The sequence below is a fragment of the Nostoc sp. WHI genome (assembly GCF_015714725.1).
GTDB lineage: Bacteria > Cyanobacteriota > Cyanobacteriia > Cyanobacteriales > Nostocaceae > Nostoc.
Genome location: NZ_WBKM01000239.1, coordinates 15,180 through 30,012 on the forward strand (window position 1 = coordinate 15,180; position 14,833 = coordinate 30,012).

Annotated in this window: 13 protein-coding genes; 6 read left to right on the top strand and 7 right to left on the bottom strand. The window is 41.6% G+C overall.

Translation table 11 applies throughout. From position 1 onward, the window contains the following. Positions 1-120: 120 nt before the first annotated feature. Both grxC and F8S12_RS24290 read right to left on the bottom strand, forming a co-directional pair. Positions 121-393: a glutaredoxin 3 gene (gene grxC / locus F8S12_RS24285; protein ID WP_196518873.1), complete on the bottom strand. Its 273-nt coding sequence runs from the start codon at positions 391-393 to the stop codon at positions 121-123. Positions 394-710: 317 nt separating this feature from the next. After that, positions 711-2,711, bottom strand: coding sequence for a S8 family serine peptidase (locus F8S12_RS24290; protein ID WP_196518874.1), 2,001 nt, complete (start codon positions 2,709-2,711; stop codon positions 711-713). 799 nt (positions 2,712-3,510) lie between these two features. Between F8S12_RS24290 and F8S12_RS24295 the strand changes: the two genes are divergently transcribed. The 6 genes from F8S12_RS24295 to F8S12_RS24320 all read left to right on the top strand — a co-directional run bounded on the left by F8S12_RS24295 (position 3,511) and on the right by F8S12_RS24320 (position 8,737). Further along, entirely contained in the window at positions 3,511-4,074 is a 564-nt protein-coding gene (locus F8S12_RS24295; RefSeq protein WP_196518875.1) for a hypothetical protein, read from the top strand. 72 nt (positions 4,075-4,146) lie between these two features. After that, positions 4,147-4,488 (top strand): type II toxin-antitoxin system HicB family antitoxin, encoded by a 342-nt coding sequence (locus F8S12_RS24300; RefSeq protein WP_196518876.1) that lies wholly within the window; start codon positions 4,147-4,149, stop codon positions 4,486-4,488. 138 nt (positions 4,489-4,626) lie between these two features. Continuing rightward, positions 4,627-5,052 (top strand): type II toxin-antitoxin system VapC family toxin, encoded by a 426-nt coding sequence (locus F8S12_RS24305; RefSeq protein WP_230968236.1) that lies wholly within the window; start codon positions 4,627-4,629, stop codon positions 5,050-5,052. A gap of 224 nt (positions 5,053-5,276) precedes the next feature. Further along, positions 5,277-7,004 (top strand): asparagine synthetase B family protein, encoded by a 1,728-nt coding sequence (locus F8S12_RS24310; protein ID WP_196518878.1) that lies wholly within the window; start codon positions 5,277-5,279, stop codon positions 7,002-7,004. Positions 7,005-7,045: 41 nt separating this feature from the next. Then, positions 7,046-7,876 (top strand): DUF4351 domain-containing protein, encoded by an 831-nt coding sequence (locus F8S12_RS24315; protein ID WP_196518879.1) that lies wholly within the window; start codon positions 7,046-7,048, stop codon positions 7,874-7,876. Positions 7,877-8,194: 318 nt separating this feature from the next. Beyond that, positions 8,195-8,737 carry a DUF4334 domain-containing protein gene (locus F8S12_RS24320; RefSeq protein ID WP_196518880.1) on the top strand — a complete coding sequence of 181 codons (543 nt, stop codon included), beginning with the start codon at positions 8,195-8,197 and terminating at the stop codon, positions 8,735-8,737. A 450-nt stretch (positions 8,738-9,187) separates the two neighbouring features. On the opposite strand, the gene F8S12_RS24325 is transcribed toward F8S12_RS24320, so the two are convergent. The 5 genes from F8S12_RS24325 to F8S12_RS24345 all read right to left on the bottom strand — a co-directional run. After that, a complete protein-coding gene (locus tag F8S12_RS24325; RefSeq protein WP_196518881.1) occupies positions 9,188-10,453 on the bottom strand; it encodes a hypothetical protein in 1,266 nt (421 codons plus the stop codon). 74 nt (positions 10,454-10,527) lie between these two features. Beyond that, on the bottom strand, positions 10,528-11,844 hold the full coding sequence (locus tag F8S12_RS24330) for a diaminopimelate decarboxylase family protein (RefSeq protein WP_196518882.1): 1,317 nt from the start codon (positions 11,842-11,844) through the stop codon (positions 10,528-10,530). Next, positions 11,814-13,580, bottom strand: a complete 1,767-nt coding sequence (locus F8S12_RS24335) for an asparagine synthetase B family protein (protein ID WP_196518883.1) — start codon at positions 13,578-13,580, stop codon at positions 11,814-11,816. Before F8S12_RS24335 ends, F8S12_RS24330 begins: the two co-directional genes overlap by 31 nt. Positions 13,581-13,585: 5 nt before the next feature. Beyond that, positions 13,586-14,209 carry a DUF3859 domain-containing protein gene (locus tag F8S12_RS24340; RefSeq protein ID WP_196518884.1) on the bottom strand — a complete coding sequence of 208 codons (624 nt, stop codon included), beginning with the start codon at positions 14,207-14,209 and terminating at the stop codon, positions 13,586-13,588. A gap of 416 nt (positions 14,210-14,625) precedes the next feature. Then, positions 14,626-14,833 (bottom strand): hypothetical protein (locus F8S12_RS24345; protein ID WP_196518885.1); only part of this gene is annotated, 208 nt, incomplete at its 5' end.

Sequence of the window (14,833 nt, forward strand, 5' to 3'; positions counted from 1 at the left end):
TCTTGTGGACAGACATTAGTTTCGTAGAGAAAAAGTCTTTAAACAAGACAGCAGGTTGTTGAGTTGTAGCGACTGCCGGGTGTAGCGGCTTGTCGCTAGTCATCGTAGTATCTTCTGAACCTACACGCTATTGCTAGAAGTTAGTAGTTTATCCAGCTTGCCTTGACTGTCTAAAACGTGGATATCATCACAACCACCAACATGATTATCATTAATGAAAATTTGTGGTAGAGAGCGCCGTCCATTTGCTCTTTGGGACATTTTATCTCTGGCTGCCTCATCTCCATCAATACTGTATTCGATGAATTTAACTCCCTTGTTATTCAGCAAACTTTTGGCACGGATACAAAATGGGCAAGTCCTCCAAGTGTAAATTTCTACTTTTGCAGCCATAACGTCCTCAAATTGATTTATACTTCTTAATTTTAGAACTTTGCCATTGAGTGTAGCTGCTATATCTCGTTTTGACTTTAAGTAGATGTACAAAAATATCTTCAATCATTGCGATCGCTCGTGGAGCGTTTCGTAGAGAAGCGTTCGCGCTTGCGTCTCGTAGAGAAGCAAGGGCTGGGATTGCGATTGCTTCATTTCGCTTCACTCCATTCGCAATGACATTGTGTAATTAATTTTGTATTTACTCAGCGATTAGGAATCATAATCGTAGAAGTTGGGTTTCGCGATCGCTTTACCCAACCTCCGATTATCCTTAGTTATTTATTAGCTTCAAATCCAATTTCAATGGTCAAGCTCCGAATCTTTCCTGTATCTACGTTAGCCTTATCTGCCACTTCAAGAGTCCAAATTCCTTGGGGACTTTTACCTTTAAAGGCAGCAAGTTTAGGGGTATTCACTTCGTCATAGGTTGTTTTTATATTATCTGTACCTCCGCCCTGGCGATCATGCAGAATTACAGGAAGTACGCCTATTTGCACTGGGGGAAGGAGAGTAACTACAAGATCCCCAATATAAGTATGCTCGATGTCTACATTAACTTTGATGAACTTCACAAGGCCGGTATTAGCGATCGCCAACGACAATGTTGATGTTTGCAAGTCGTTAATTGGGATATCTTGCACTGCTTTGAATATGCTAATGGGCGGTATTTCACGTGGCTTGGCCAATTCTAAAGCTTTGAGAGCATTGATCCGACCGTAACCGTAAAAGGGGCTATGACCATTGGCATTATATTTACCTCCAGCTGTATCAATGCGCTCGCTGGAGCGTTTAAAGATGTCTCGCACTTCATCCCAACGCAGATTCGGGTTACTGGCAATAATCAAGGCTGCTACACCAGCTGCACCTGGACAGGAGCTAGAAGTTCCGCCGAATTCGTTCGTGTAGTTGCCTCCAACGTCACCCAAACTTAGATTACCCGAATTATAACCAACTACACTAGAGCGATCGGTCGTCCAAATTCCAGGGGTTTGAGAACTTTCACCATTATTGCTGGGGAAGGCGCACCAAACTGCCTGACCAAAGTCGCTGAAAGCGCTTCTCGTACCAAAGTCGTTACAAGCTGCCACAGCAATCACCTTTTGGTAGCTGGCGTAGCCGTCGTTATCTACGCTTTCGTTACCATTACCAGCCGCGAATAAAATTACACAACCTTTGCCGTTGCGTCCTTTATTGATTGCAAAGTCTATGGCAAGTCGTGTGGAGTCAGGCAGAGGCACTTTCTGGTTGTGTAGAGGATCGCTTGGCTCATACCAAACACCATCTGTTGGCCCCCAGCTACAAGAGATGACATCAGCACCATTTTGAGCCGCCCAAATAAAAGCATCTGCTTCCTCCTGCGATCCTAGTCCCGAAGCTAAACGAATCGGCATGAGCTTTGCACCTGGTGCAACACCAGATGCACCAAAGTTGCCGTTTGCACAAGCTACTCCTGCACAGGCTGTCCCGTGGTTATTGTCGTTTCCTGGTCTTGGATCGTTAGTTTTACGTGTGACATCACGCGGAGCAACAATCTTTCCAGAGGAACGGAACTCTTCATGATCGAGATCCATACCATCGTCAATTATTGCAATAATTGTTCCTGTGCCATTGCTCAATTTCCAAGCTGCCTCAACGTTGGCATGGGCGTTAATTACCTTGCCATTAATTGTTGTTTGCTTAAGATGCCACTGCTGCGGGAAAACTTGACGTTTGCGAATTTCACGCACTAGTTCAGGATGACACAGTTCAACTGATTGCTCATGCAAAAGTCTCTCGGCAATGTCAAAGATGGCTATACCAGTATTTGCAGGTGCATTGACAAAATAAGCATTTCGTGCATACTCAAGTTTACGTTTAATTGTTAAGCCGTAACGTGCTAATATCTCTTGGTAAACGCTTAATTCCTCTTCATTATCAAATTTAACGAAGAGGTTTTCAGTGTAGATTACAGGCTGTCTTGACTGGGGATCGACAAGGACACGTCCAGCAAATTGGACTTCAGACTCTTGGCTGAGAATTTCGCGGGCGCGATCGCGCAAAGCAGCATCCTGAGTCGGAATTTTAGCTCGTAATATTTCTACACCAGCTTGCCGAAACCGCGTTGTTAACTCAAATTGATTGAGGATGCTGCGAGCTGCGGGTGATACAGGTGCAACTTCAAAGGGTCTTTCAGTAATCAAGGGGCTGTGGCTTTCGGTACGCACTACAAGGTGCTCGTTACTGATAGCAAGTTCATACTGTTGACCATTCTCTCCACCATAGCGAACGTGAACCATAATTTAATCTCCTGAGATATTTAAAGTGAAACTATCTTGAAAATTGGTTATTAAACTGACGTTAAACCTTGTTCATTTTGAAACATAGGTTAGTAGTATTTTGCTCACTACTACTAACCTACGGTATACACACGAGTCAGATGCCTTTTCATCTCTCCCTATTACCACTCTTAATCTTTCCTTGCAAAGGCTACCGTGTACATACAAATCTTTTAAAGTTACTGTGTAATGTAGGGTAAATTAATTTTTGCGAGTCGATGCATCTAAGGTGCACGTCGATGCAACTAAGGTGCACGTCGATGCATCTAAGGTGCACGTCGATGCATCTAAGGTGCACGTCGATGCAACTAAGGTGCACGTCGATGCATCTAAGGTGCACGTCAATGCATCTAAGGTGCACGTCGATGCATCTAAGGTGCACGTCGATGCATCTAAGGTGCGAGTCAAAAAGCTTGTGTGTACACTGTAGCTACTATTAGCAGGGAGCAAGACTTTCCTGCGGAACGCTACGCGAACGGCGTGAGCGCTCAGTTGAAAGCTGCTCCTACTACTTTTACTCAAACATAGATGTGGTTTAGTTCATGATGCTGTTTATTTCATGTGCTATATCTGTATTACGACATCAAAAAATAAGCTTAAACAGAATTTAATCTTAGAAGGTTTATACAAGTCTTTGATTTATCTTTCCAGAAAAGAGGGGATTTAAAGTCAAATTGCTTTACGAATCTTCATCCTCGCGCGAAAGATTTGTATTTCATGTCACTGAAAAACGCTTTAACATCATTACAACTTGAGAAGGATGATTTATTTTCCGGCTGAGTATTTCCTAAAGGTGTATTCTCTACCCTTGATTGCTGAAGTGAGATTCCAAAAAGACTATTTTTCTGATTATCCTCAAGAAATTCGCGTTGGCAGCGATAGCACTGCTGTATGCTACACTCGCAAGCCTGGGTACTATGCAGTACATTACAAGCAAGCTAACACCGTGGCATCGGGAGCAGTTTTACAACTTAACGACGGTGCAATCGCAGTTTTTTCAGGCGAACCAAATCAATCGGAACCGGATACACTGAGTCCGATTTACACAATAGAACCCAATGATTTGCTAGCAGTACCAACTGGACTGGTTTTCATCCGCTTTGCTGAAGGCGTTGATGTGGAGTCTCAGCGCGAGGTGATCAATCGAGCTGGTTACGAAGTGGAGCAAAGCCTTGACTATGCGCCTCAAGCTGCATGGTTGCGTGCACAATCAGGTAGTATTGTCGATGCGATCGCTGGTATTTCTCAATTAGAAGCAATACCTAACGTTGAGAATGTCGAACTTCAAATGCTTATGGAAAGAGATTTGAGACTTGGGGGGTAAAAGGAATTGGGGATTGGGCATTGTACCGGATTTACAATAGATATAGCCACAACTAAAAAAATTAGGTATTTTATGACTAATGATTTGCTGAAAAATACAACCAATTCCCCATCCATATTTAAATATTCAGTATTAGTTGAAGTAAAAGAAGACGGATATCAAGCAACAGTTTGGGGTTTACCAGACTGTCAGGTGTTTAGTGCAACAAGAGAAGAAGCGCTGAAAAATTTACACGAACTTGTGAATACTCGATTTCAAAATGTGGAAATAGTTAATCAAGAAATAGAAGCATCAAAATCAGACCATCCTTGGATGAAATTTGCAGGTATGTATAAAGATAATCCTCTATTTGAGGATGTGTTATCAAACATCGAAGCTTATCGCCGTGAACTCGATGCCGAAATAGATATATAGCAATCCGATTTGATTTTTGAACTTATCTGGGTAGGCAGGCAAGAGGCAAGAGGCAAGAGGCAACGGGAAAGAATGCTCTTTGATCTGTACGGAGTTTTTTCAGAAATCAAATCATAATCCTATAGAGGATTTAGTTTGATGAGTTTGTGGATACTAGATACAGATACCCTCACGCTTTTTCAAAAGCAGCACCCTTTGATTAAACAACGTATAAATCAGGTAAATTTTCAGGATATCGCTGTCACTGTGATTACAGTTGAAGAACAAATGCGTGGTTGGTTGGATGCTATCCGTCAGTCTTCAGAAGCCGAAAGAATAAGATGGGGTTATTTAGGATTGCGCCAGGGAGTAGAATTTTTTAACATAATTAGAATACTTGATTTTGACGGAAAAGCTATGAATTCTTATACAGAACTAAAGCGGCAAAAAATCCGTATTGGTACGCAAGATTTACGAATAGCGTCAATTGCAATTTCTAATAATGGAATTTTGGTAACGCGGAATCAGCGAGATTTTTCTCGCATACCTGAGTTAGAGTTTGAAGATTGGACAGTGGGGAACTAGCGTGTAGTTTACCACCGTAGGCATCGCATAAAATGATTATCTCAGTGCAAGACTGTCAGCCGAATACGGTTCGGTTAAGGCAAGAGACGCGATAAATCGCGTCTTTTCGATTTAGAGTTTTCATAAAAAAACCTTAACCGAACTGTATTGAATGTCATCCGATATCGCAATATCACTAAAAGCCGTTGTTACGACAACTTAAGCTGTTGTTATGAATGCTCAATATGCTATCCAATATTTTCAAAAATCCTAAATCTAATATCTCATCTATCGAGGTTATTCCTACCTGGTATGTAGTTTGGGGAACATTAAATAATATGACAGAGAATGTAGTGTGGCGAGATGACCAGTTTGCTATTATTTCTACACTAGCTACAGAACAATTTGCACTCAGTCCCACAAAACAATTTGTGGTGGTTGGGGATGTGTGGTTAACTAATCGCGTGAAGTTGCTGCAAACATTGGGAGTCGAGCCAAGTGGTTTTTTAGAAAACAATTGTCAATTAATTGCTCAACTTTGGGAAAAATTTGGTTTTGAATGTCTAAAGTTGTTGGTGGGGATGTTTGGATTAGTGGTTTGGGATCGTCAACAACAAATATTGTGGCTAGGACGCGATCGCATTGGTAGCCGTACTCTCTATTACACTACCACTGGTGCAATTCGGGCGATCGCGCCGAAAATGCGATCGCTCACACCCTATCGGTCAGCAGAACTGGATTTGGTGGCGCTGCGCGATTACCTCTGTTGCGCCTTTGTACCGGGAGAACGCACACTTTGGCAACAGGTAAAAGAAGTGCGTCCGGGAACTGTTATCGAAATGCCTTCAGAGAAAGTTTATACTTATTGGGAACTTCAAGAGCAGATTATAGCAGCAGATCAATCTTTAGTGTGGCATGGCGATCGCCTGCGTTCTCTACTTGATCAAGTTGTTCAAGAATATTTACCGCAAAATGCCCCTGTTGGTGTTTTGTTGTCAGGGGGGCTGGACTCCAGCAGCATTACAGCTTTAGCAGCCAAGTTTCATCATGCACCAGTCCATACCTACTCGATTCATTTTGGGGCTGAATCTCCCAACGAGTTAGAGTTTTCTAGTTTGGTTGCAGAACATTGCCAAACTCAACACCACATTCTCGAAATAACCTTTAAAGATATGTGGGAACGCCTACCGGAGACAATGGCGTATTTAGATGATCCTATAGGCGATCCGCTAACGGTGCCAAATTTGCTGGTGGGAAGAATGGCGCGATCAAATGTGCAGGTTATTCTCAATGGTGAGGGTGGCGATCCATGTTTTGGCGGCCCCAAGAATCAGCCGATGCTAATTAATAGTTTATACGGTTCGATTAATAATCAAGATTCACTGCAAGCATATTTGATTGCCTTTCAAAAGTGTGCATTAGATTTGCCACAACTTTTAAAACCAGAAGTTTGGACAGCAATAAAAACCGAACCATCTATATTTTCGGCTGATTTAAATTCTGATGCCAGTTATTTAAATCGATTAATGGCAATGAATATTAAATTTAAGGGAGCCGACCAAATTTTGACAAAAGTAAATAACTTAACTCAAGCGGCTGGGTTACATGGGCGATCGCCGCTTTTTGATCAGCGAGTAGTTGATTTAAGTATGCAAATTCCTCCAGAGTACAAACTTTCGGGAGTGGAAGAAAAAGCAGTACTCAAACAAGCTGTTGCAGATATTTTACCACAGGCAATTATTCATCGTCCTAAAAGTGGGATGATGGTACCTGTGCAGATGGGATTTCGGAAGTATTGGCAGCGAGAAGCGAGGAAATTATTGTTAAGTAGGAAAAGTGCGATCGCGCCTTATTTCAATCAGTCATTAATACGTGACTGGCTAGATTATCGAGGTGACGTTTGGGGTCGTTATGGTGTCAAACTTTGGTTATTAGTAAGTTTAGAGATTTGGTTGCAGGTGAATAAAAAGTAAACTTATTGCATAACCGAATAAATACTATCAAATTAAATTGAATGACTATATTTATTCATGACCAATTTGCGAAAGACTATTTAGAAGAATTACTTAAACCTTATGGAGAAGTGCAAGGTTCTAGCCGTGTGGCAGGAGAAGTTCGAGAAATCGATGTTTTATTTTCTCCTTTAGCAAAACAAAGTACTAAATTAGAAACACTAGGATTATTAGGAAGATTTGCAACTACAGCAGCCATTTTTGAACCCTTTCGTAACGCTGCATCAAAAGAAGAAATTTGTGATTGTCTGTTGAAATTATTAGAAGTAAGAGGTGCATTACAACGCCAAGCAAATCGAAATAAAACTTCCATTCAAGAATTAGAACTTCCCAAATTATGGATACTCACCCCAACAGCATCCACAACGCTGCTATCAGGATTCGGTGCAAGTCAAAAAGTAGACTGGCTACCTGGAGTACATTTTATCGCAGAGTATTTGCGGACTGCGATCGTTGCTATTCACCAGTTACCCCGCACCCAAGAAACTCTGTGGTTGAGAATTCTCGGTCGAGGAACAGTACAGAAACAAGCAATAGACGAATTAGAGCTATTACCATTAAATCATCCATTTCGCAAAGCAACGCTAGAATTACTTTATAACTTGCAACAGAACTTGCGAGTTAATCAAAATTCAGAAGATGATGAGCAGGAGTTAATTATGCGGTTAAAACCACTTTATCAACAAGACCGGGAACAAGCTGTACAAGAAGGGAATAAACAAGGCGAACAACGTTTAATTCTACGTCTACTAAATCGGCGTCTTGGTGAGATTAGTTCATTTAATATTGAGCGAGTTCAAGGATTATCTATTGAACAATTAGAGGCGTTATGAGAGGCATTGTTAGACTTCTCAGCCATTTCTGATTTAGAGGCTTGGTTAAACCAACAAATTGAATAAATCTAATCTGTAAATCAATTAAATACTAACTATATTAAACATCAATACGGTTTAGTTAAGATCCCCCCGCCTGCGGCGACCCCCTTAAAAAGGGGGTAAAAGAGATATAGCCACTCTTTTTAAGGGGGGTTGGGGGGATCTCCGAACACTAAATATCACTAACCCAAGCGTATTGTGTTAAGCATAGTCAATTTAAAAGAATGAGCATTAAAAGCTCGTATTGGCAAGATTACAGGTATAAGGACAGCAACAATGGAAACATTAGAAAACTATCAGTTGATACTGAAAACGGGTAAAACTACGACAGAAAAAGCTTTAGAATTGTTTGACACCCTTGAACCCGTAAATTTAGGCTTTATGTTTGGTCGTTGGCAAGGGTCTGGACTGCATACAAATCATCCAATGGATGGTTTATTGGAAATTTCCAATTGGTATGGTAAGGAGTTTATAGATTCTGAAAATGTTCACCCGTTATTATTTTTAGATAGTCAGGGAAAAATTTTTCAGGTTGCGCCTAACCCCACTTTAATGAACTGGCTTTTACAATTGCCGATACCCAAAAATGATTCTCTCAAACCATTGCTGATCTCAATTAATTCTTTACTTAAAACCGAGAGAAGTCAAGCCAGACTGCGGATGATGGAGTATAGAGAAAAAGTGACTGCTACAATGATTTATGATTATCTGCCAATCAATGATTCTTTTAGAAAAGTAGATGAAAATACTGTGTTAGGAATTATGGATTATAAAAACATACCTCAACCTTTCTTTTTTATTCTCAAGCGATGCCTTTAACATTTTAAATCGGCTCTATTTCGCTAAATTAATCGCTAAAACAGAGCTATCACTTGTTATTTGCACCCTTTTATCCTTCTGGATAGTTTAACTTATTTACTACTTGCTTAATCCCGTAAGTGACAGAAAAAGGATAATACCAATTCCAATACGGTTCAGTTAAGGGCTAGTGGTACAAAATTTTGGGTTTTTGAGACGCGATAAATCGCCGTCTCTACAAATATTTTGGTCTTATCTGAACTGTATTGATACTAATTCAATCAATGATTGCGACACATCCTTGGGTGAAGACGCGATTCATCGCGTCTCTATAGATTGCATTCTTTTTTCAAATAAGTTTTAAGCCTCGCTAAAAGAGAAGCTAAAGCTAATACCATTTCACGAACTTACTACTACAAATACATTGGTAGGAGCGTACAGATTTACTCCTCTACAGCCGAAATGAGAATACTAACCAAAGCTTTCAACAATGTACATATCATTTCCTGTATCGCCTACAAAAATCAAGCCACCGTCATTACTTTCGATATTTTGACTACCAGCAATACCTCGTTGCAGAACTTGAATTAGTTTTTGGGGAGTGAAAGATTCCAATTCTACAAACTTTCCAGATTCTAACCATGATAATTCTTCAGCAGATAAACTTTGACGAATTTCTATAGCCAATTGTTTAGCTGCTTGCGCCGACTCTGGAGAAGATTGAATGAACATTCCGCGCTTAGTAGCGATAATTTGACGTGGCGTTAGTCCTATGTCAATAATCACAGTATCGCTGTTGAGAAACCAATTAGCGCTAGTTCTCAAGTTATGAACTAAACCAATTCCTCGTGGATTGCAATCATGCAGTGCATAGACTTTCAAATCAGGATTGCGACGCAGCATTTGCATTGTGGTGTCAAAAATGCTTTGGGGATATCCAGTGATGCTGAGAATTGCACAGTTATTTTCAAAGTGAAAATTATTAGCAATTAATAATTGAGCAATGACAGTACTATCACAAACGACTAATCTATCAAAACTGTAAGCAGTTACATCAGGATTAACGGTGGCTGGTGTATTTTGCTGGTTTGGAGAAGGAAGAATTTTGAGAATTGAACCATTGATTTGCTGCCATCGGTTTAGCCAATCTTGAACCTGAGATCTAGAAAATAAAAATTCCTGTGTTAAGAATCCAATTCGCCCTAGCTGTCGAGTTCCTAAATATATCGATAGCATACCTGTACTAACGAAAATAACAAATAGAGCAAATGAATTTATAATAAGACTAAATAAAATTCCTCCAGCAAGAATAATTCCTCCTAAAATTTGTACCCTCTTTGCATTTGCCTGGCGAGCTTTGTTATTGAGCTTACTAGACTTACTAGATGTTAAAAATATTAGAACAAGAATCAAACTTAAAATAAACGGGAATATAAAAAGAGTAGGAATGCCTGTAAAAAAGCTAACTATTATAAATGGAACAAACCACCTAAATCCTGAAAATGATTTAGCCCTCTGACGATTATCTAACAAGTACAACAGTTGCTTTGGTGTAAAAAATAAGGTGTTATTTGCAGAAATATCAGCGATCGCCTTTGCAAAAAATGGGTCAGTAATCTTAATATTACTCATACTGGTCGGTTCAAAAGCAAAGGGATGATTGCATTTTATACACCGACCTTGATTAGCTGTCCGGTCTTTTAGTTTATTGTCAGTTCCGCAGTTAATACACTTCATAATGGTTGTTAAATGTTGGTTATTAATCGTTAGTCAATACGGTTCAAATCAGGTATGATCCCCCCTAACCCCCCTTAAAAAGGGGGGGAAATATCAAGCACTTGATTTGTTAGCAAAACACTGTAGTCTTCTCGTTGGCGAATCAGGCGGTGTGTGCCGTTTTCTAGCAATACTTCCGCAGGTTTGGGGCGGTGTAAAAAGTGAGATGACATAGCATAGCCATAAGCACCTACATCTAAAATAGCGATCGCATCACCAATTTCTAACGCTGGAAGTTGGCAATTTTTCCCCAGATAATCTCGTGAATATGTAGTATTACCACAAACATCAGTTGTGAATAGGGAATGGGGAGTGGGGAGTGGGGAGTGGAGAATTGGAAATTTTTTCCAAGTGACGATTTCGCGGTAGCCGCCGTGTACCGAGGGGACTGAAAGATTAGCAACAGTCGTATCAACTCCGACAATTTGTTTTTCTCCTTGCCATTTTACAGAAACAACTTCAGCCAGCAAAGTTGCACATGAAGCGACAGCAGCTCGTCCCGGTTCAATTATCAAATCAATTCCTCGTCCTAAACGAGTAATTCTCTCGGTTAACTCAGCCCCAAACATTTCCCAATCAAAAGCTGCTTTGCTGTGGTGATAAGGGTAGCCAAAGCCCCCACCAAAATCCAAATATTCCCAATCTGGTAACTGTTGTGCCGTAGCAATCACCGTATCAATCACCTCAGTAAAAGCAGTTGTAGCATTAGTTCCCGTCCCTCGATAAAAGTGTAAACCACTCAGCTTCAATCCAACCTCACCAGTTAAAGCGATCGCCTCACCAAACTCCTCAGAACGCACACCAATTCGGCTATCCCCCGTAACCTCCGGCAAATTAACCCGTAAACCCAGCCGAACACCTTTCTCTCTGCAACTCTCCTCTCTGCGCCTCTGCGCCTCTGCGTGATCAAAAAAAACTTCGCAACACAACCGCAACTGAGCCAAACTATCAAAATTGAGAATTGCAACTCCCCAATTCAAAACTTGAACCATCTCCGCCCGATTCAAATTGCTCCCACTATAAACAATCTCACTAGGCTCAAAACCAGCTTGCAAACCCAAATAAATATCTCCTGGGCTATTAGCGTGAAGTCCCCATCCAGCCGAGCGAAAAATTTTTAACAATGCAATGTTGCCATTGGTAACACTCGCAAACCGAAATTGCGTCCGGGGATAATTGATAGCCTTAGTAATCCGCTCAATAGTTTCGCGCAACCGATCGCTCTGATAAACATAAAGAGGAGAACCGTAAATATTTACTAACTCCTGCGCCTGTTCCCAAGAAAATGGAAGAGATGAAGAAATTAATTGTTCACTCTTCTCTAACCTTGCCATCGCTGATAATTTCTCCATAGCCAACGCGGTATCCAAAACGGATGATCCCAAGACTGTTTGCTTAATTCTTCATTTAAAACGTGCGCTCGCCAAAGTTGCCACATAATAAGTAACCACAGTGTTTCACCAATCCGACGATCTTGAATCGCTGCTCCCAATTTGCCTTCAACGATTTGGGCGGCGATGTCAGGATAAAAGTGATTGTTAGCGCGAAGGATCTCAGGATTGAGCCAGACACCCATCTGATGCCAAAAATCATTTAAACACCAAGAAGTTAAAGGCACTCCCATACCCCGCTTTTGTCGCCAGACAATCTCCGGCGGGAGCCAATTTTCCACAGCCCGCTTGAGGATATATTTCTCACAAGCGCCCTGCAAGCAGAGTTCTCCAGATAGGCTAAATGTCCACTCAGCTAAAGGTAAGTCACAAAAAGGCGATCGCACCCATAATCTATGAGCAAACCCCAATGCAGTCGCACGAGGATGGATATTCTGCGCTCCTTTGAGCATCAAACCGGCACGGCGGAGGCGATGCAGCAAAGATGAACATTCCGATGAATCAAGAGCCGCCACCAACCAATCTTCGGGAGGTAAATTTTTGATCTGTGCATAGACCTCTGGCTGATAAACTTGAGATTCGTATCCCCCAAGACGGTGAAATGTGCGGAAATATTGCTGGATAAAAGTTTCCTGTCCGGCGGGATTTTCTGATTGATAAACAGCTGCGGCAATTAAAGGTTTGTTCGTCCAACCGGCAAATAATTGATCTCCACCTTCGCCGTTAAAAATTACCTGGGTTTCCTGACTAGCCCTTTGAGCGAGGAGATACAACGGCACACATACCCCATCTCCAAAGGGTAAATCTAATGCTTGCACAGTGGGAATTAGAGCATTATTGATCGAACTTGGGGTTACTGCCACTTTTACCAGAGGAATTTTGAGAAATTGGGCGACTTGTTCAGCATAAGGATATTCGGGAATGCCGATGTCACCAAAATCTAAAGTGTAAGCGCGGACTTTCACCCCTGCTTGTACCAGCAACGCCGCCACCACCGAAGAATCAAGTCCGCCAGAGAGAAACACCCCAACAGGCTCATCTGTTAAATCGGCAATCTGTCGCCCAATGGAGTCTTTCAGGAGAATTTGCAATTGAGTAATTGCTGTCGTTTCATCTGTTAACTGTTCTGGAACTTCCCGCCATGAGTGGATGTTTTTAGATTCAGGCGATCGCAGTTTACCTAATTGGTAATTACTCTGGCAAACTAATTCAGTTCCCGCCGGAACTGCAAACACTTCATTAACAGGGGTTAAAGGTGTTGGAACGTAGGAAAAACAGCTATAGCCATATAACCCAGAAATGCTAACTTCTGGCTGTTGCAAAATCGTTAAGAGTAATTGCAGTTGGGATGAAAACCAAATCACTTGTCCTTGCACAGTCCAGTACAGAGGCATTTTTCCAAAAGGTTCTCTTCCCAAAATTAGACAGTTGTTTTCCTGTAGACTTACCCACGCATCGGGTGAAGTGAATAGTCCTGATGCCGAGATAGCAGCAATTTGATTTTGCTGCGGTGGGAAATTTCCATCCAGCCCTACATAACCAACATTCCAGATGGGATGCAGATAATTTTCCTGTGGAGAAAACTGTTTTATCGGCGTAGTTGCGTGCAATTTCTCAACATTATTTAACAGCGCTTCTAACTCGCGTTGAACGCCATAACCCCAATAGCCAAGAAAGTGATGTGGGATGTTGCCCATCTGCGCTACTTAACTTCAAAGGTTTCATCACTAATCTGCCTACCTTCCAAGAACATTTGCACCTGCCAATTGCCAACGGTTGCAGCCGGGTTAATGGTGTAGTTACACTGGGTGTCCCAAACAGACGTATTAATTTCGCGGGTTTGATAGCTGTTTTGCTTGACAATTTGACCGCTTGGGTCAATCCAATTGCAGGAGAGAGCCAGCTTTTTACCCACGGGTGCATCCTTCAATTTGACACGGTAAGAAACTTCTGGATTGGTTTGGCGGGAAATTGTCTTCAAGTCGTTGCCACTATTTTCTACCAAAGTGATGCGGTCTTGTTGAGCAGAAATACGAGAGAGTATAGAATTCTGTTGCTGGATAAAAAATATTGTAGATGCGATCGCCACCAATACAACTGCCACCACTCCCGAAGCAATCCATCGATTCCGACGTTGTTGTACCTCCAATGCTTGACGACGATTTAACTGAATCAGTGCTTCACCTAGTAACTCTGGCGGTAAATTCAACTCTTGTAAAATTTCTCTAACCTGCTGTTGGTCTAGTTCGGCGTCCCGACGCACTTGTAGCCCCCCTACTTCTGTGACTATTTGTGCTAATTGTTCTTGAGTCAGTCGCTGCGTCATAGCTTAACTCCTGTTAAAAAACTTTATGGCGATTCTTAAATTATGTGAAATACAAAGAGTGTTTGGGCAGCCAGAATAACTCTAAATTCGGGTGGATTTTACCTTTGTAGGTACATAATAGGCTACAAATTAAAGTTATTGCTTTTCGGATTCTTTATTTAGATATCTTTGAGTAAAAACTTTCAACTTTTAACTCTTAACTCTAGCCCTGTCAAGGTGATAAGTAGCTTGAATTTTATAATCGTTCAAACAAAATCTTCACTTGTTCTTTTAGAATCAATACGCTTGGTTAATGATATTTGGTATTCGGAGATCCCCCCAACCCCCCTTAAAAAGGGGGGCTAACACCTCTTCTTTTTACCCCCTTTTTAAGGGGGTCGCCGCAGGCGGGGGGATCTTAACCCAAGGTACTGCTTCTAGATTTTTGAAACTTCCACCCTCAAAGGCTCAACTTCCACCCTCAGAGGCTCAACTTCCACCCTCAAAGGCTCAACTTCCACCCTCAAAGGCTCAACTTCCACCCTCAAAGGCTCAACTTCCACCCTCAGAGGCTCAACTTCCACCCTCAAAGGCTCAACTTCCACCCTCAAAGGCTCAACTTCCACCCTCAAAGGCTCAACTTCC

Excerpts from the sequence above, each read along its gene's own strand:
- F8S12_RS24290 (WP_196518874.1), bottom strand. The coding sequence starts at position 2,711 with ATGGTTCACGTTCGCTATGGTGGAGAGAATGGTCAACAGTATGAACTT.
- F8S12_RS24305 (WP_230968236.1), top strand. The coding sequence starts at position 4,627 with ATGAGTTTGTGGATACTAGATACAGATACCCTCACGCTTTTTCAAAAG.
- F8S12_RS24315 (WP_196518879.1), top strand. The coding sequence starts at position 7,046 with ATGACTATATTTATTCATGACCAATTTGCGAAAGACTATTTAGAAGAA.
- F8S12_RS24330 (WP_196518882.1), bottom strand. The coding sequence starts at position 11,844 with ATGGAGAAATTATCAGCGATGGCAAGGTTAGAGAAGAGTGAACAATTA.
- F8S12_RS24335 (WP_196518883.1), bottom strand. The coding sequence starts at position 13,580 with ATGGGCAACATCCCACATCACTTTCTTGGCTATTGGGGTTATGGCGTT.
- F8S12_RS24325 (WP_196518881.1), bottom strand. The coding sequence starts at position 10,453 with ATGAAGTGTATTAACTGCGGAACTGACAATAAACTAAAAGACCGGACA.
- grxC (WP_196518873.1), bottom strand. The coding sequence starts at position 393 with ATGGCTGCAAAAGTAGAAATTTACACTTGGAGGACTTGCCCATTTTGT.
- F8S12_RS24340 (WP_196518884.1), bottom strand. The coding sequence starts at position 14,209 with ATGACGCAGCGACTGACTCAAGAACAATTAGCACAAATAGTCACAGAA.
- F8S12_RS24320 (WP_196518880.1), top strand. The coding sequence starts at position 8,195 with ATGGAAACATTAGAAAACTATCAGTTGATACTGAAAACGGGTAAAACT.
- F8S12_RS24295 (WP_196518875.1), top strand. The coding sequence starts at position 3,511 with ATGATTTATTTTCCGGCTGAGTATTTCCTAAAGGTGTATTCTCTACCC.
- F8S12_RS24310 (WP_196518878.1), top strand. The coding sequence starts at position 5,277 with ATGCTATCCAATATTTTCAAAAATCCTAAATCTAATATCTCATCTATC.
- F8S12_RS24300 (WP_196518876.1), top strand. The coding sequence starts at position 4,147 with ATGACTAATGATTTGCTGAAAAATACAACCAATTCCCCATCCATATTT.